At 66.0% G+C, this 16142-nt stretch carries 13 protein-coding genes and 7 tRNA genes; 16 read left to right on the top strand and 4 right to left on the bottom strand.

The features are described 5' to 3' along the window. Window positions 1-149: 149 nt before the first annotated feature. The 6 genes from FFS49_RS05225 to FFS49_RS05200 all read left to right on the top strand — a co-directional run bounded on the left by FFS49_RS05225 (window position 150) and on the right by FFS49_RS05200 (window position 7195). Window positions 150-515: a hypothetical protein gene (locus FFS49_RS05225; protein WP_039342592.1), complete on the top strand. Its 366-nt coding sequence runs from the start codon at window positions 150-152 to the stop codon at window positions 513-515. Between the two features lie 141 nt (window positions 516-656). After that, the gene (locus tag FFS49_RS05220) at window positions 657-2528 is read left to right on the top strand and encodes an extracellular solute-binding protein (RefSeq protein WP_105816887.1); all 1872 of its coding nucleotides are present in this window, start codon (window positions 657-659) and stop codon (window positions 2526-2528) included. Between the two features lie 52 nt (window positions 2529-2580). Next, a complete protein-coding gene (locus FFS49_RS05215) occupies window positions 2581-3624 on the top strand; it encodes an ABC transporter permease subunit (protein ID WP_071334696.1) in 1044 nt (347 codons plus the stop codon). A 48-nt stretch (window positions 3625-3672) separates the two neighbouring features. Next, complete coding sequence (locus FFS49_RS05210) at window positions 3673-4770, top strand: ABC transporter permease (protein ID WP_046546014.1); 1098 nt, start codon at window positions 3673-3675, stop codon at window positions 4768-4770. Continuing rightward, window positions 4767-6389 (top strand): dipeptide ABC transporter ATP-binding protein, encoded by a 1623-nt coding sequence (locus FFS49_RS05205; protein WP_039342605.1) that lies wholly within the window; start codon window positions 4767-4769, stop codon window positions 6387-6389. The genes FFS49_RS05210 and FFS49_RS05205 overlap by 4 nt, the downstream gene beginning before the upstream one ends. Window positions 6390-6517: 128 nt before the next feature. Continuing rightward, window positions 6518-7195 (top strand): C40 family peptidase, encoded by a 678-nt coding sequence (locus FFS49_RS05200; protein WP_105816886.1) that lies wholly within the window; start codon window positions 6518-6520, stop codon window positions 7193-7195. A gap of 138 nt (window positions 7196-7333) precedes the next feature. Here FFS49_RS05200 and FFS49_RS05195 read toward each other — a convergent pair whose 3' ends face one another. Beyond that, window positions 7334-8248, bottom strand: coding sequence for a patatin-like phospholipase family protein (locus FFS49_RS05195; RefSeq protein ID WP_039342612.1), 915 nt, complete (start codon window positions 8246-8248; stop codon window positions 7334-7336). A gap of 279 nt (window positions 8249-8527) precedes the next feature. On the opposite strand from FFS49_RS05195, the gene gltX reads away from it, so the two are divergent. From gltX to FFS49_RS05150, 9 genes are all read left to right on the top strand, one after another. Further along, complete coding sequence (gltX, locus tag FFS49_RS05190) at window positions 8528-9937, top strand: glutamate--tRNA ligase (RefSeq protein WP_071334694.1); 1410 nt, start codon at window positions 8528-8530, stop codon at window positions 9935-9937. 128 nt (window positions 9938-10065) lie between these two features. Beyond that, window positions 10066-10141: transfer RNA gene (locus FFS49_RS05185), tRNA-Ala, on the top strand. 138 nt (window positions 10142-10279) lie between these two features. Further along, a tRNA-Glu gene (locus FFS49_RS05180) sits at window positions 10280-10355 on the top strand. Window positions 10356-10434: 79 nt separating this feature from the next. Then, window positions 10435-10511: transfer RNA gene (locus FFS49_RS05175), tRNA-Asp, on the top strand. A 63-nt stretch (window positions 10512-10574) separates the two neighbouring features. After that, window positions 10575-10650: transfer RNA gene (locus FFS49_RS05170), tRNA-Glu, on the top strand. A gap of 78 nt (window positions 10651-10728) precedes the next feature. Beyond that, window positions 10729-10805: transfer RNA gene (locus tag FFS49_RS05165), tRNA-Asp, on the top strand. A 66-nt stretch (window positions 10806-10871) separates the two neighbouring features. Further along, window positions 10872-10947, top strand: a tRNA-Glu gene (locus FFS49_RS05160). A 73-nt stretch (window positions 10948-11020) separates the two neighbouring features. Continuing rightward, window positions 11021-11097: transfer RNA gene (locus FFS49_RS05155), tRNA-Asp, on the top strand. A 351-nt stretch (window positions 11098-11448) separates the two neighbouring features. Then, window positions 11449-11913 (top strand): GNAT family N-acetyltransferase, encoded by a 465-nt coding sequence (locus FFS49_RS05150; RefSeq protein ID WP_021159069.1) that lies wholly within the window; start codon window positions 11449-11451, stop codon window positions 11911-11913. A gap of 26 nt (window positions 11914-11939) precedes the next feature. Here FFS49_RS05150 and FFS49_RS05145 read toward each other — a convergent pair whose 3' ends face one another. Next, window positions 11940-12818, bottom strand: coding sequence for a helix-turn-helix transcriptional regulator (locus FFS49_RS05145; protein WP_105818689.1), 879 nt, complete (start codon window positions 12816-12818; stop codon window positions 11940-11942). Window positions 12819-13075: 257 nt separating this feature from the next. Here FFS49_RS05145 and FFS49_RS05140 point away from each other — a divergent pair, with 257 nt between their 5' ends. Then, on the top strand, window positions 13076-13489 hold the full coding sequence (locus FFS49_RS05140) for a gamma-glutamylcyclotransferase family protein (RefSeq protein ID WP_105818676.1): 414 nt from the start codon (window positions 13076-13078) through the stop codon (window positions 13487-13489). Between the two features lie 135 nt (window positions 13490-13624). Here the strand turns inward: FFS49_RS05140 and aceB are convergent, their stop codons facing one another. Together aceB and FFS49_RS05130 are read right to left on the bottom strand one after the other, a co-directional pair. Then, window positions 13625-15217 carry a malate synthase A gene (aceB, locus tag FFS49_RS05135; RefSeq protein WP_039342626.1) on the bottom strand — a complete coding sequence of 531 codons (1593 nt, stop codon included), beginning with the start codon at window positions 15215-15217 and terminating at the stop codon, window positions 13625-13627. 67 nt (window positions 15218-15284) lie between these two features. Then, window positions 15285-16046, bottom strand: coding sequence for a haloacid dehalogenase type II (locus FFS49_RS05130; protein ID WP_039342629.1), 762 nt, complete (start codon window positions 16044-16046; stop codon window positions 15285-15287). Between the last annotated feature and the right edge of the window lie 96 nt (window positions 16047-16142).

Raw genomic sequence — 16142 nt, 5'->3', positions numbered from 1 at the left:
GGGGGCGGGGCGGGCGTCGATTGTTACAAGACGTTAGCGCAGGCTTTCCGTTGCGATGCCGCGCATCAGTTCTTACAAAGTGGAAATATGCGGAGACGGCGCTTGCCGTTATAGTCGAATCACACATGAAACAACCAGAAGAGGAATCCATGAAGACCTTGCGTGTTGCCTCGCTCATGACCGGTATGACGGCCTTGCTCGTGTCGGGCGCAGCAATGGCGGGAGTCAATGTCGGGATCAATCTCGGCGTTCCGGCGCCGGTCTACGTCGCGCCCGCACCCGTGTATGCGCCGCCGCCTCCGCCGCCGGTCGTCTATCAGCCTGCGCCGGTCTATGCGCCGGCACCTGTCTACGCTCCGGGGCCGGCCATCGTGATCGGCTGGCACGGCGACCGCTACTGGGACGGCCGTCGCTACTGGGGCCGCGACGAGTGGTACCGCCATCACGGCCGCGGCTGGGGCGATCGTGGCGATCGTGGCCACTGGGACAACGGCCGCCACAACGGCTGGCGCTGATCGGCAGGGCGCGCCCGCCTGATGCGCGCCTCCGATCCGCTCGTGAAGAAACCGCCCGCGTGGCGGTTTTCTTTTGGCTCGCCGGCCTGAATGGGTAGAATCGTCCCTCGTTACTCCCCTCATTCGACCGACAGGGCCTCTATGACGAAGGGTTCGCCCCGGGCCGCCGCCGCGCGCGTCCGCCGTGCGGTACGAACTGCCGGCCGCGCGGCCGCGGTGTTCGTGCTGCAAGCGGTGCTGGCCGCGAGCGCTGCGCACGCGGCCTACGCCATTGCGCAGTACGGCGAGCCGAAGTATCCGCCGGGCTTCAAGCATTTCGACTACGTCAACCCCGACGCGCCGAAGGGCGGCACGCTGGTGCTCGCGAACCCGAACCGGCTGACGTCGTTCGACAAGTTCAACCCGTTCACGATGCGCGGCAACCCCGCGCCGGGCATCGACATGCTGTTCGAGAGCCTCGCGACCGGCAGCTCCGACGAGCCGGCGTCCGCGTACGGGCTGCTCGCCGACGACATCGACGTCGCGCCGGACCGCCGCTCGGTCACGTTCCACCTGAATCCGCGCGCGCGCTTCTCGAACGGCGACCGCGTCACCGCCGACGACGTCAAGTTCTCGTTCGACACGCTGAAGAGCAAGCAGGCCGCGCCGCAGTTCGGCGCGTATTTCGCGGAGATCGCGAAGGCCGTGGTCGTCGATCCGGCCACCGTGCGCTTCGAGTTCCGCAGCGCGAACCGCGAACTGCCGCTGATCGCCGGCGGCGTGCCGGTGTTTTCGCGCAAGTGGGGATTGCGCGCGGACGGCTCGCGCATCCCGTTCGACCAGCTCGCGTTCGAGCAGCCGATCGGCAGCGGCCCGTACCTGATCGACCATTACGACAACGGCCGGACGATCACTTACCGGCGCAACCCGGCGTACTGGGGCGCCGACCTGCCGGTGCGGGTGGGCACCAACAACTTCGAGCGGATCGTCTACAAGCTGTATGGCGACGGCGTCGCGCGGCTCGAGGCGTTCAAGGCCGGCGAATACGACGTGCTCGTCGAGTACATCGCGCGCAACTGGACGCGGCGCGACGTCGGCAAGCGCTTCGACAGCGGCGAGCTCGTCAAGCGCGAATTCCGCCAGCATAACGGCGCCGGCATGCAGGGCTTCTTCATGAACCTGCGCCGGCCGCTGTTCCACGACGTGCGCGTGCGCCAGGCGCTCGACCTCGCGTTCGACTTCGAATGGCTGAACCGCCAGCTGTTCTACAGCGCCTACACGCGTATGAACAGCTACTTCGCCGACACCGACCTGCAGGCGACCGGCACGCCCGGCCCCGGCGAGCTGAAGCTGCTGGAGCCGCTGCGCGCGCAGCTCGACCCGGCCGTGTTCGGCCCGGTGGTCATGCAGCCGAACACGAATCCGCCGGGTTCGCTGCGCGCGAACCTGCTGAAGGCGCGCGCGCTGCTCGCGCAGGCCGGCTGGACCTATCGAGACGGCGCGTTGCGCAACGCGAAGGGCGAGCCGTTCACGTTCGAGATCCTCGACGACTCCGGCGCGTCGATGGAAGGGATCGTGGCGGCGTACCAGCGCAATCTGGCGAAGCTCGGCATCGACGCACGTTTTCGCACGGCCGATTACGCGCTCCTGCAAAAGCGCCTCGATGCGTTCGACTACGACATGACGACGATCCGCCTGCCGGGCGTGCAGGTGCCCGGTGCCGAGCAATACTCGCGCTACGCGAGCAAGTTCGCCGACGAGCCGGGCTCCGACAACTTCATCGGGCTGAAGTCGCCGGCCGTCGATGCGCTGCTGCACGCGCTCGGCACCGCACAGACACGCGAAGACCTGCTCGACGCGACGCACGCGCTCGACCGCGTGCTGATGCACGGCTACTACGCGGTCCCGCAGTGGTACAGCACGACGCACCGGGTCGCGTACAAGCGCACGCTCGCCTATCCGCAGACGCTGCCGCTGTACTATTCGGCCGAGGGCTGGGTCGTGTCGACCTGGTGGGCAAAGCCCGATCACTGAACCACGCCGCCCCAACGTCCAATCCCGCCTACCGATCGCGAGTCGACGCCCTATGTGGAGCTACATCCTCAAACGCCTGCTGCTGATGATCCCGACGCTCATCGGCGTGCTGACCCTCACGTTCGCGGTGATCCAGTTCGTGCCGGGCGGCCCGGTCGAACAAGCCGTGCAGGAATTGCGCAAGGGCGCGACGGAGCAGGGCGCCGTGCCGTTCGGGATGCGTGCGCACACCGGCGTCGACGCGCAGCAGCTCGCGCAGCTCAAGGCGCTGTACGGTTTCGACAAGCCGCCGCTCGAACGCTACTGGCTGATGCTCAAGCGCTTCGCGCGCTTCGATCTCGGCGACAGTTATTTCCGCCACCAGAGCGTGTGGTCGCTGGTCGTGCAGAAGATGCCCGTGTCGATCAGCATCGGGCTGTGGACGTTCTTCCTCACGTACCTGATCTCGGTGCCGCTCGGCATCGCGAAGGCCGTGCGCAACGGCTCGCCGTTCGACGTCGCGACGAGCCTCGTCGTGCTCGTCGGCTATGCGATTCCGGGCTTCGTGCTCGGCGTGCTACTGCTCGTGCTGTTCGGCGGCGGCTCGTTCTGGCAGCTCTTTCCGCTGCGCGGCCTCACGTCGGACAACTTCGCGCAGCTGTCGCTCGTCGGCAAGGTGCTCGACTACCTGTGGCACATCGCACTGCCGATCACCGCATCGGTCGTCGGCAGCTTCGCGGTCGTCACGATGCTCACGAAGAACGCGTTCCTCGACCAGATCCGCCGGCAATACGTGCTGACCGCGCGCGCGAAGGGGCTCTCCGAGCGCAACGTGCTGTGGAAGCACGTGTTCCGCAATGCGATGCTGCCGCTGATCGTCGGCTTTCCGGCCGCGTTCATCGGCGCGTTCTTCACCGGCAGCCTGCTGATCGAGACGTTGTTCTCGCTCGACGGCCTCGGGCTGCTGTCGTACGAATCGGTCGTGCGGCGCGACTATCCGGTCGTGCTCGGCACGCTGTACCTGTTCACGCTGATCGGGCTCGCGACCAAGCTGATCTCCGATCTCTGCTATGTGTGGGTCGATCCGCGCATTCAATTCGACACCCTGGAGCGCTGACATGAAACCGTCCGTCTGCATGCCCGGCGCCACCGGGCGAGGTGCGCGATGAACCGGGCCGTCGTGTCTTCCCGCATCGACGCGGCGCGCGCCCGCGTGTCGCCGTCGCCCGCGCGCCGCGTATGGCAGCGCTTCCGGCAGCAGCGCCTCGGCTACTGGAGCTTCGTGATCTTTTTCGTGGCGTTCGCCGTGAGCGTCGCGGCGCCGCTGTGGTCGAACGACAAGCCGCTCGTCGTGCGTTACGACGGCCAGTACTATTTCCCGCTGTTCCACGCGTATCCGGAGACGACCTTCGGCGGCGATTTCCCGACGCCGGCCGACTATCTTGATCCATACGTGCGAAAGCGGCTCGAGGCGCCCGGCAACTTCGTCGTCTACCCGCCGAACCGCTACTACTACGACACGCTGAACTACTTCTCGAACGTGCCGAATCCCGCGCCGCCGTCGCGCGCGAACTGGCTCGGCACCGACGCGCAGGGGCGCGACCTGCTCGCGCGGCTCGTGTACGGGTTCCGCGTGTCGGTCGAGTTCGGGCTGATCCTGACCGTGATCGGCACGCTGCTCGGCATCGCCGCGGGCGCCGTGCAGGGCTTCTTCGGCGGGCGCATCGACATCGTCGGGCAGCGGCTGATCGAGATCTGGAGCTCGCTGCCGGAGCTGTACCTGCTGATCATCTTCGCGTCGATCTTCGAGCCGAGCTTCCTGCTGCTGATCGTGCTGCTGTCGCTGTTCGGCTGGATCGGGCTCGCCGACTACGTGCGCGCGGAATTCCTGCGCAACCGCACGCAGGACTACGTGCGCGCGGCGCGCGCGATGGGCCTCACGAACTGGCAGATCATCTGGCGCCACGTGCTGCCGAACAGTCTCACGCCGGTGATCACGTTCCTGCCGTTCCGGATGAGCGGCTCGATCCTCGCGCTCACGAGCCTCGATTTCCTCGGGCTCGGCGTGCCGCCGCCGACCCCGAGCCTCGGCGAGCTGCTCGCGCAGGGCAAGGGCAACCTCGACGCCTGGTGGATCTCGCTGTCGACCTTCGGCGTGCTGGTTGCGACGCTGCTGCTGCTGACCTTCATGGGCGATGCGCTGCGCAATGCACTCGACACGCGGATCGCCGATTCGGTGCGCGCGGCGGGAGGCCAGCGATGAGCGAACCGGTCGTATCGACGCAGCGCGAGCCGCTGCTGGCGCTCGAGCATCTGCATGTGCGCTTCGGCGACACGGTCGCGGTGGACGACGTGACGCTCGCGATCGGCCGCGGCGAGCGCGTCGCGCTGGTCGGCGAGTCGGGGTCGGGCAAGAGCGTGACCGCGCTGTCGATCCTGCGGCTGCTGCGGGACGCCGACGTGAGCGGCACGATCCGCTTCGCGGGGCAGGACCTGATGGCCAAGAGCGAGCGCGAGATGCGCGGGCTGCGCGGCTCGGACATCGCGATGATCTTCCAGGAGCCGATGACCGCGCTCAACCCGCTGTATACGATCGGCGTGCAGATCGGCGAGACGATCGTGCTGCACGACGGCGTCTCGGCGGTCGAGGCGCGCAAGCGCGCGATCGCATTGCTTGCACGCACGGGCATCGCCGAGCCGGAGAAGCGCGTCGACAGCTATCCGCACCAGTTGTCGGGCGGCCAGCGCCAGCGCGCGATGATCGCGATGGCGCTCGCCTGCCGGCCGCGCCTGTTGCTGGCCGACGAGCCGACCACTGCGCTCGACGTGACGATCCGCGCGCAGATCGTCGATCTGCTGCTGGAACTGCAGCGCGAGGAAGCGGAAAAGCGCGGGATGGCGATCCTGCTGATCACGCACGACCTGAATCTCGTGCGGCACTTCGCGGATCGCGTCGCGGTGATGGAGCACGGCCGGCTCGTCGAGAGCGGGCCCGTCGAGCGAATCTTCGCGGAACCCGAGCACCCGTACACGCAGCGGCTCCTGAACAGCCGGCCGCAACGCGCGGTCACCCCGGTGATGCCGATCGCGCCCGTCGTGCTCGACGCGCAGCACGTGAGCGTGCAGTTCGCGCGCAAGCGGCCGGGCATCGCGGGCTGGTTCGGTTCGGTGCCGGTGACGGCCGTCGCGGACGTGTCGGTGTCGGTGCGGCAGGGCGAGACGCTCGGCATCGTCGGCGAATCGGGATCGGGGAAGTCGACGCTCGCGATGGCGCTGCTCGGCCTGCAGAAGACGGCCGGCGGCACGATCGAATTCCAGGGGCGCGCGCTGTCGACCTATCGCGGCCGCGAACAGACCGCGTTGCGCTCGAACATGCAGGTCGTCTTTCAGGATCCGTTCAGTTCGCTTTCGCCGCGTCACACGATCGAGCGGATCGTCGGCGAGGGGCTCGAGCTGCATCGCCCGGACATGACACCCGACGCGCGGCGCGAGAAGTCGCTCGCGGTGCTGCGCGAAGTCGGCCTTGACCGCACGGTGCTGCATCGTTATCCGCACGAATTCTCGGGCGGGCAGCGGCAGCGGATCGCGATTGCGCGCGCGCTGGTGCTGGAGCCGCGCATCCTGATCCTCGATGAACCGACGTCCGCGCTCGACGTGTCGATCCAGCAGCAGGTGCTGAAACTGCTCGCGAATTTGCAACAGAAATACAACCTCGGCTATGTCTTCATCAGCCATGACCTGGAGGTGATCGGGGCGATGGCGCACCGCGTCGCGGTGATGCAGGACGGGGCCGTCGTCGAGTCGGGGGAGGTGGCCGACATCTTCACCAGACCGTCACATCCTTACACACAAAAGCTGTTGAAAGCGGTCTGGAAAGCGTGATAGGCGGCCAATGGTCTGACTATCTCGATTGTATTTATTAATTTGTTTTGACAAACGATTACGCGCTGGCTAGTATCGACCGAAATTTTCCGCCAATCAGCTGATTTTTAAGCAAATTCCATCGACCAATGCAGCATCGATCCCTGACCCAGGCATGCGCGCGCACCGTCGCCGGGCTGTTCATCGGCGCCCTGTTCGCAGCAGCACCCGGCGCGTTCGCCGACGAAGTCAGCAGTTTTAACCAGAATGTCACGAATTCGACGCAGAACGCGGCGAATTCCTCCCTCCAGCAGACCAGCGCCCAGCCGTCGTCGAGCGGCGGCGCGAAGTCGTTCCTTGCGGGCATGGCCGGCAAGGCGGGCGACGTGGTCGTCGGCGCGCTGAACATGATCGGCGTGCGTTATCGCTGGGGCGGCAACTCGCCGGATTCGGGCCTCGACTGCAGCGGCTTCGTGCGCTACGTATTCCAGGACACGCTCGGCATGTCGCTGCCGCGTCGCGCGGAAGAGATGAGCCGCGTCGGCGAGAAGGTGAGCATGAGCAACCTCAAGCCGGGCGACCTCGTGTTCTTCAACACGATGCGCCGTACGTTCTCGCACGTCGGCATCTACATCGGCGACAACAAGTTCGTGCACTCGCCGTCGACGGGCAGCACCATCCGCGTCGACGATCTCGATAGCGGCTACTGGGAAAAGCGTTTCACCGGCGCGCGCCGGCTCGAATCGGAGTTCCCGATGAAGCCGGAAGACCTGCGTCAGCGCGTGCGCGCGACGATCGGCGACGATTCGGCGAACGGCAACAACTGACGTTCGACGGCCGGTCCGGCCGGATCGAAAGAAACCCTGTCACCGAAAGGCGGCAGGGTTTTTTGTTTTGGGGCGGTGCAAACGGCGAGCCGGGAACCGTTTCGCCGTTGGCGGGCCGGCGGCCCGCGCCTCGCGTGCTTACGCAGCAGCCACGCCGCGTGCCGCCGCGAGCTTGCGCTGCAGTTCCGGCATGATGCGTGCGACGGCTTCCTCGCCCGCGAGGATGGCCGCGTTGCGCTGGTTGAAGTCGCTGCCGCCCATCGCGTTGAGGTTCGGGCGGATCACGACGTCCGCATACTTGTCGAGCTCGTAGGTCTTGATCGTCTGGCCCATGATCGTGAAGGTCTGCAGCAGCATCTCGATCGGGTTGTTGGTGGCCGCGCCGTCCGGCCGGGACGAGATGTCGACCGCGATCACGAAGCTCGCGCCCATCTTGCGCGCATACGACGCGGGCACCGGGCTCACGAGGCCGCCATCGACATACTCGCGGTTGCCGATCTTCACCGGCTCGAACACCGACGGCACGCTGCACGATGCGCGCACCGCGAGCCCCGTATTGCCTTGCTGGAACAGGATCGGCTGGCCGTTCTGCAGATCGGTCGCGACGACGCCGAGCGGCTTCGCCATCTTCTCGATCGGCCGGTTGTTGAGCGTCTTGTTCAGGAAGTTCTGCAGCGCGACGCCTTGCAGCAGCCCGCGCGAGCGGAACGGCAGCGCCCAGTCGCTGATCGCAGCCTGGTCCATGTCGAGCGCGATCTTGTTGATCTGAAGGGCGCTCATGCCCGATGCATAGAGCGCGCCGACCACCGAGCCCGCGCTCGTGCCCGCGACGATCTCGATCGGGATGCCGCGCGCCTCGAGCGCCTTCAGCACGCCGATGTGCGAGAAGCCGCGCGCGGCGCCGCCGCCGAGCGCGATGCCGATCTTCACGGGCTTTTCCTGCGGCACTGCGGCGCCGGGGCGGGATTTGTCGCCGAACGACGTGCAGGCGGCGAGGCTGGCGGATGCGGCGGCGATCGTGAAGTGGCGGCGCGACAGGCGAGGGGACGACATCGAATGGTTCTCCGGCGGCTTGGCGGCGGGTGTCACGGCCCGCGGCGGCGATAGGTTCCGAGCGGCCGCGCAGGGGTTCCGTGCGGCCGGCGCCGCGCCGGCTGGCGGCCGCGGCGCGCACATCATAAAGCAAGCGGCGCGCTTGGCGCGATGTCCGGCCCGAGTATAATTCCGGCTTCTTTCCCGTTCCGGGCGTCGCCGGCACCGTTGCTGTCCGGGTTGCCGCCGTCGATCCCGCGTCGAATCATTCATGCGCCCCAGGCGTTCGAGTTACCGTTTATGACCCGTCCTGTCCGTACCCGCTTCGCGCCGAGTCCCACCGGCTTCATCCACCTCGGCAACATCCGCTCCGCGCTCTATCCGTGGGCGTTCGCCCGCAAGATGAAGGGCACGTTCGTGCTGCGCATCGAGGATACCGACGTCGAGCGCTCGTCGCAGGAAGCGGTCGATGCGATCCTCGAGGGGATGCAATGGCTTGGCCTGGATTTCGACGAAGGCCCGATCTACCAGATGCAGCGGATGGACCGCTATCGCGAGGTGCTTGCGCAGATGCTCGAGAAGGGCCTCGCGTACCCGTGCTACATGTCGGCCGAGGAGCTCGACGCGCTGCGTGAGCGCCAGCGCGAGGCCGGCCTGAAGCCGCGCTACGACGGTACGTGGCGTCCGGAGCCCGGCAAGGTGCTGCCGGAGCCGCCGGCCGGCGTGAAGCCGGTGCTGCGCTTCCGCAATCCGTTGACCGGCACGGTCGTGTGGGACGACGCCGTGAAGGGGCGTGTCGAGATCTCGAACGAGGAGCTCGACGACCTCGTGATCGCGCGCCCGGACGGCACGCCGATCTACAACTTCTGCGTGGTGGTGGACGACATGGACATGGGCATCACGCACGTGATCCGTGGCGACGACCACGTGAACAACACGCCGCGCCAGATCAACATCCTGAATGCGCTCGGCGGCGAGCCGCCCGTGTATGCGCACCTGCCGACCGTGCTGAACGAGCAGGGCGAGAAGATGAGCAAGCGGCATGGCGCGATGAGCGTGATGGCGTACCGCGACGCGGGCTTCCTGCCCGAAGCCGTCGTCAACTATCTCGCGCGCCTCGGCTGGTCGCACGGCGACGCGGAGATCTTCTCGCGCGAGCAGTTCGTCGAATGGTTCGATCTCGAGCATCTCGGCAAGTCGCCTGCGCAGTACGACCACAGCAAGCTGAGCTGGCTGAACGCGCATTACATCAAGGAAGCCGACAACGCGCGCCTCGCCGAACTGGCGAAGCCGTTCCTTTCCGCCCTCGGCATCGACGATGCGGCGATCGCGACGGGTCCTGCGCTCGAAGCGGTGGTCGGGCTGATGAAGGATCGCGCGACGACGGTCAAGGAGATCGCGGAAGGCGCCGCGATGTTCTACCGTGTGCCGGCACCGGAAGCCGATGCGCTCGCGCAGCACGTGACCGATGCGGTGCGTCCGGCGCTGGCCGATCTCGTCGCCGCGCTGAAGGCGGCCGACTGGACGAAGGAGGCCGTGTCCGCCGCGCTGAAGTCGACGCTCGGCGCGCACAAGCTGAAGATGCCGCAACTGGCGATGCCGGTGCGTCTGCTGGTGGCGGGTACGACGCATACGCCGTCGATCGATGCGGTGCTCGTGCTGTTCGGCCGCGATGTCGTGGTGTCGCGCATCGAGGCGGCGCTGGCCTGAGGTTCGAGGGCGAGCGAAGCGGCCCGTGCGTGACATCGCGGCAGCTTCGCAAAAAATTTCGCTCGAATCGCAAAAAGGGTATTTACAAGTTCAAAGTAGGTCCATATAATCTCATTTCTGTTCTGCAAGGGGGTATAGCTCAGCTGGGAGAGCGCTTGCATGGCATGCAAGAGGTCAGCGGTTCGATCCCGCTTACCTCCACCATCAGAACAAGCTGAGTTGATTTGCGAAGCGCTGGTAGTAATAAATGCTTCACAAAATGATTCAAAGCAGTTAGAATTTCGGCCTTCGCTGTTGATTGAAAAGTGAATAGCGAGAGTCAGACATATCTGAAAAGATTTTGTCCCCTTCGTCTAGAGGCCTAGGACATCACCCTTTCACGGTGAGTACAGGGGTTCGAATCCCCTAGGGGACGCCAGATTCAGCGGCGTTTCGTAGAAATGTCGCAACGCTTGCAGGAACGTAACCGACGTCCTGCAGGTGAGGGTAAGAAAGCTGGAGCGGTAGTTCAGTCGGTTAGAATACCGGCCTGTCACGCCGGGGGTCGCGGGTTCGAGTCCCGTCCGCTCCGCCAGAACGAAGCCCGTTCAAGACGTTTTTGAGCGGGCTTTTGTATTAAGGATGTAAGCAGTACGTTGTCCCCTTCGTCTAGAGGCCTAGGACATCACCCTTTCACGGTGAGTACAGGGGTTCGAATCCCCTAGGGGACGCCAGATTCAGCGGCGTTTCGTAGAAGTGTCGCAACACATGCAGGCGCGTGACGGTGTCCTGCAGGTGTGAGCAAGAAAGCTGGAGCGGTAGTTCAGTTGGTTAGAATACCGGCCTGTCACGCCGGGGGTCGCGGGTTCGAGCCCCGTCCGCTCCGCCAGAACGAAGCCCGTTCAAAGAACGTTTTTTGAACGGGCTTTTGCATTAAGGATGTAAGCAGTACGTTGTCCCCTTCGTCTAGAGGCCTAGGACATCACCCTTTCACGGTGAGTACAGGGGTTCGAATCCCCTAGGGGACGCCAGATTTCGGCGTCGTTCGAACAAACGATGCGCCGGCAGGAAGCAACCGACGCCTGCCAGGCAAGTAGCAAGACTGGAGCGGTAGTTCAGTCGGTTAGAATACCGGCCTGTCACGCCGGGGGTCGCGGGTTCGAGTCCCGTCCGCTCCGCCAAAAAATGAAGAAGCCCGCCTTGTGCGGGCTTTTTCATTTGCGTTTCAGGTTGCGCCCGCTGGCGGGCGCGTGACTGCGGAGTGGAGGAAGCTGCCTGCGCAGCTTCCGGCGGGACTCGAAGGGATGCGCGTGCACGCGCATCCGCGGCCTGCGGGATGTAGGCGAGTCCCGTCCGCTCCGCCAGAAAATGAAGAAGCCCGCCTCGTGCGGGCTTTTTCATTTGCGTTTCCGGTTGCGCCCGCTGGCCGCATAACCCCCGGTCACCCGGCGTCGAGCCGCTACGAGAAATCCGCGATTGCATCCGCACGCGACTGCGCTATCGTTGCGGGATGCGTTCTTGACCCCTGCGCGATGCTCGATCCGACCGACCTGCGACTCCTGTATCAGCTCCGGCCCGCGGAGGCTGGCGATTTTCCGTTCGCCGAAGCGCTGACGCACGGCAACATGGGCGGCTACTACAAGCGCCATGGGCTCGTGTGGCGCAGCGACCTGTTCTACGCGAGCTGGCGCGAATCCGAGAACTTCATCCTCGAGGCCGACGGCGAGCGCATCGGCGTGCTGCGCGTGACCGAGGAGGGCGACTCGCTGCACATCCGCGACGTGCAGATCGCGGCCGGCCATCGCGGGCAGGGCGCCGGCACCTACATGCTCGACATGTCGCACCGCTGGGCGCGTGCGCGCGGGCTGCACGAACTCCAGTTGCGCGTGTTCGTCGACAATCCAGCCGCGCGTCTCTACCTGCGCATGGGCTATCGGGTTGCCGGGTCGCGGCTCGCGCAACTCGGCTCGATCCGCCACATGGTGCGGCCGGTCTGAAGTCCTGACGCGCTGAAGCGACGCGTTCAGCGGGCAGCAATGTCGATCGCGTCGTCGTCCGGGGTTTCGTCGTCCGCGTGGCTGCCTTCCGGGCCGCGGTGCTCGTAGCCGCGCAGCATGAATGCGCGCGGGCTTTCGCCGAAGGCACGCCGGAACATCGCCGAAAACGCGCTCTGGCTCTGGTAGCCGAGTTCGCGCGCGATATGGGACAGCGGACGCCCCTGGTTCAGCAGCGGGATGGCCCGCGCGAGCAGCGCCTGCTGGCGCCACTGCGAAAAGCTCACCCCCAGTTCCTGCTTGAAGAGCCGCGAAATCGTGCGCGTGCTCGCGCCGACCTCGCTGGCCCAATGCTCGAGCGACTCCGCATGGGCCGGGTGCGCGAGGACCGATTCGCACAGCATGCGCAGCCTTTTTTCGTCGGGCATCGGCACCGCGAGCGGCAGCGGCTCGGCATGACTCAACTCGTCGAGCACGAGCCCGCACAGCAGGCGCTCGCGCGTGGCGCTCAGGTCGCGCGCGTCGAGTGCGACGATCAGTTCGCGCAGGAGCCCCGTCACTTCGACGACGCGGCACGCGTCGAGCCCGTCCGGCACGATCGACTCGTCGATATACAGCGTGCGCAGATACGCCTCTTCGACGATCACGACCTCATGCGTCACGCGCGGCGGCACCCAGATCGCGCGGGATGGCGGCACCATCCAGGTCGTGCCGGTCGTCGCGACGCGCAGCACGCCGCGCGAGGCGTACGCGAGCTGCGCCCACGCGTGCGTATGCAGCGGGATGCGGTGCCCGGTATCGACCTGCCGTGCGCGCACGCGCATCGGATGGACGGCGGTCGGCGCGAATTCGGGCGGAATGTCGATGACGTACGGGTTCGGTACGTCGGCTTGGAACGGCGGGTTCATGGACGATTCGGGCAGCGCGGCGGCGATGCCGTTATTGTAGAAGGCGCCGTGAAAGTGCATGCGGCGGTTTGTCGGGCGATCATGCCGCGTTCAAATGAACTTTGTGTGGGGCCTGTCGATTTCCGGACTGCCCCGTGGCCGGGTGCGCTTGCGGGTTCGAACCATCCGGCCGGTATCGCGGTCTATCGATGCGCGGGCGGTTTCGCCACGACTCGCCTGCGAACACGGCAACATACGAATCAAAGAGGAGAACCACGATGCGCTACGTATTCGTCTACGGCACCTTGAGAAACGGGGAGGCCAACGACATCGGCCACGCGGCCGCCAGGCACGGGATTGCCGCGCCGACGCTGCTCGGCGCCGTCGCGCTGCCGGGCGAACTGTACGATTTCGGTACGTATCCGGGAATGATTGCCGGGTCGGCCGGCAAGTCGCTGGTCTGGGGCGACGTCTACGAGGTCGACGACCAGCTCGTTCCCGTGCTCGACGAGATCGAGCGCGTGTATCCGGGCGTCGACTCGCTGTTCAAGCCGGAAGACGTGACCGTCGAGCTCGGTGGCCGGCAGTACGCCTGCCTTTACTATCCGGTCGCCGCGCACGCGGTTGCCGGGCGTCCGCGCATTGCGTCGGGCGACTGGGTTCAGCACCGGCGCGAGCGGGAAGCGGTGTGACCGGTCGTGCGGCAGCCGCGGTAGCGGATCCTGTCGCAAAAGAAGAAGCGCCCCTCGGGGCGCTTTTTTTGATGCCGTCACCGCACGCGACCGGCGCCGACGCAGGGCCGGCCCCGGTCGACGCGGGCAGCTACGTCAGATTTCCTCGTACAGCGGCAGCGTCAGGAATTCGGTGAAGCCTTCCGACGTCGACATCTGCTCGAAGATCGCCGCGGCGCGCTCGTACGGCTGCGTGTTGCCGCCGACCGAGCGCTTCACGTTGTCGAGTTCGGCCTTGGCGAATTCACGCACGAGTTCGGCGGTGACCTTACGGCCGTCGTCGAGCACGCCCTTCGGCGAGCGGATCCATTGCCACACCTGCGAACGGGAGATTTCGGCCGTGGCCGCGTCTTCCATCAGGTTGTGGATCGGCACGCAGCCGTTGCCGTCGAGCCATGCGCCGAGGTAGTGGATGCCGACGTTGATGTTGTTGCGCAGGCCGGCTTCGGTGATCGGCGCTTCCGGCTGGAAGTCGAGCAGGTTCTTGCCTTCGACCTGCACGTCGTCGCGCTGCTTCGCGATCTGGTTCGGCTTGTCGCCGAGCACCTTCACGAACTCTTCCATCGCGATCGGCACGAGGCCCGGGTGGGCCACCCAGCCGCCGTCGTAGCCGTCGGTCGCGTCGCGCTGCTTGTCCGAGCGCACGCCGCCCATGGCCTTGTCGTTCGCTTCCGGATCGTTCTTGATCGGGATCAGCGCGCTCATCCCACCGATCGCCGGCGCGTTGCGCTTGTGGCAGGTCTTCAGCAGCAGCAGCGCGTACGCGCGCATGAACGGCACCGTCATCGTGATCTTCGAGCGCTCGGCGAGGCAGAAGTCGCGGTCGTTCTTGAACTTCTTGATGGCCGAGAAGATGTAGTCCCAGCGGCCGGCGTTCAGGCCCGAGCTGTGTTCGCGCAGTTCGTACAGGATTTCGTCCATCTCGAATGCGGCGAGGATCGTCTCGATCAGCACCGTCGCGCGGATCGTGCCGCGCGGCACGCCGACGCCTTCCTGCGCGGCGACGAAGATGTCGTTCCACAGGCGCGCCTCGAGATGGCTTTCCATCTTCGGCAGGTAGAAGTACGGGCCCGAGCCGCGCGCGAGCAGTTCCTTCGCGTTGTGGAACAGGAACAGCGCGAAATCGAAGATGCCGCCGGACACGCGCTGGCCGTCGACCGTCACGTGCTTCTCGTCGAGGTGCCAGCCGCGCGGACGCACGATCAGTGTCGCGACCTTGTCGTTCAGCCGGTACGACTTGCCGTTCTGCTCGAGCGAGATCGTGCGGCGCACCGCGTCCTTCAGGTTGATCTGGCCGTCGATCTGGTTCGTCCAGCTCGGCGCGTTCGAATCCTCGAAGTCCGTCATGTACGAATCGGCGCCCGAGTTCAGCGCGTTGATGATCATCTTGCGCTCGACGGGGCCCGTGATCTCGACGCGGCGGCATTGCAGGTCGGCCGGCAGCGGCGCGACCTTCCAGTCGCCTTCGCGGATCGCCTTCGTCTCGGCCAGGAAGTCGGGGCGCTCGCCCGCGTCGAGGCGTTTCGTGCGCTCGACGCGCGCCTGCAGCAGCGCCTGGCGGCGCGGCTCGAACGTGCGGTGCAGCGCTGCGACGAGTGCGAGTGCTTCAGGCGTCAGGATTGCTTCGTAACCCGGCTTGATTTCGCCGGTGATCGCCATGCCTTGCGGCAGCGTGATCGGGGTGCTCATGAGTCTCATCTCCTTGGTCGGTCAGTTGCGGTTTCGGTGAAGGGGGAAGGCGGCAGCGCTGCGGACGTCATGCACCCGGGCCGGGGCGCGTGCGGTTTGCGGGTCTGCCGGACGGAGCCGGGGTGGCGAGGAATGCGAGCAGGTCGGCCATGCCGGTACCGGTGCCGTCGGGCGGCGCGCCGAGTTCCTCGGCGGGCGCGCCCGTGCGGTTGAGCCAGAACGTCGTGTAGCCGAACCAGACGGCGCCGGCGACGTCCCACGCGTTCGACGACACGAACACGATGCCGCGCCGGTTCGGTCCGAACGCGTCGGTGCCGAGCGCGTAGGCGGCCGGGCTCGGCTTGTACGCGCGCACGGTGTCGGCCGACAGCACGCGATCGAACAGCCCGGACATGCCGGCGCTCTTGATCGCGATGTCGAGCATCTGCGGCGTGCCGTTCGACAGGATTCCGAGCGGCGGGCGCGGGTCGAGCGCGCGCAGCTTGCGCAGCGCGGGCACCGTATCGGGATAGGTGGACAAGCACGCGTATTCGTCCATCAGCCGCTTCTCGGCCGCGCTGTTCAGCGCGAGCCCGAGCCGGCGCGCGGCGAACCGCAGCGCATCGAGCGTGATGTCACGGAACGGGCGATAGCGGGCGCCGGCCGGATCGGCGAGCGTGCGCAACTGCGAGTATTCGATTTGCTTGCGGCGCCACAGCTGCGACAACCGTTCCCCGTGACCGGGGAACATCTGCTCCGCCGCGGCCAGGACCGCACGCACGTCGAACAACGTGCCGAATGCGTCGAAGAGGATTGCGTCGGGAGAGGAGAGTGTCGTTGTGGCCGACATAGCCTTGCGCTCCAGTTTCAGAGGTCAGGTGAATTCTATTCGTGATCGTATGTGCCAAAAAAGACGCTAAACATCACTTGATCTTTTACTTTCATA

Source organism: Burkholderia sp. 4NA327C6 (assembly GCF_005502655.1).
Taxonomy (GTDB): domain Bacteria; phylum Pseudomonadota; class Gammaproteobacteria; order Burkholderiales; family Burkholderiaceae; genus Burkholderia; species Burkholderia contaminans.
The sequence above is the reverse complement of the archived record's forward strand: the minus strand, read 5'-3'. Positions and strand labels throughout refer to the sequence as shown.

Bases quoted from the DNA above. Each gene is read 5' to 3' on its own strand.
- FFS49_RS05225 (WP_039342592.1), top strand. From the start codon at position 150: ATGAAGACCTTGCGTGTTGCCTCGCTCATGACCGGTATGACGGCCTTG.
- FFS49_RS05220 (WP_105816887.1), top strand. From the start codon at position 657: ATGACGAAGGGTTCGCCCCGGGCCGCCGCCGCGCGCGTCCGCCGTGCG.
- FFS49_RS05215 (WP_071334696.1), top strand. From the start codon at position 2,581: ATGTGGAGCTACATCCTCAAACGCCTGCTGCTGATGATCCCGACGCTC.
- FFS49_RS05210 (WP_046546014.1), top strand. From the start codon at position 3,673: ATGAACCGGGCCGTCGTGTCTTCCCGCATCGACGCGGCGCGCGCCCGC.
- FFS49_RS05205 (WP_039342605.1), top strand. From the start codon at position 4,767: ATGAGCGAACCGGTCGTATCGACGCAGCGCGAGCCGCTGCTGGCGCTC.
- FFS49_RS05200 (WP_105816886.1), top strand. From the start codon at position 6,518: ATGCAGCATCGATCCCTGACCCAGGCATGCGCGCGCACCGTCGCCGGG.
- FFS49_RS05195 (WP_039342612.1), bottom strand. From the start codon at position 8,248: ATGTCGTCCCCTCGCCTGTCGCGCCGCCACTTCACGATCGCCGCCGCA.
- gltX (WP_071334694.1), top strand. From the start codon at position 8,528: ATGACCCGTCCTGTCCGTACCCGCTTCGCGCCGAGTCCCACCGGCTTC.
- FFS49_RS05150 (WP_021159069.1), top strand. From the start codon at position 11,449: ATGCTCGATCCGACCGACCTGCGACTCCTGTATCAGCTCCGGCCCGCG.
- FFS49_RS05145 (WP_105818689.1), bottom strand. From the start codon at position 12,818: ATGAACCCGCCGTTCCAAGCCGACGTACCGAACCCGTACGTCATCGAC.
- FFS49_RS05140 (WP_105818676.1), top strand. From the start codon at position 13,076: ATGCGCTACGTATTCGTCTACGGCACCTTGAGAAACGGGGAGGCCAAC.
- aceB (WP_039342626.1), bottom strand. From the start codon at position 15,217: ATGAGCACCCCGATCACGCTGCCGCAAGGCATGGCGATCACCGGCGAA.
- FFS49_RS05130 (WP_039342629.1), bottom strand. From the start codon at position 16,046: ATGTCGGCCACAACGACACTCTCCTCTCCCGACGCAATCCTCTTCGAC.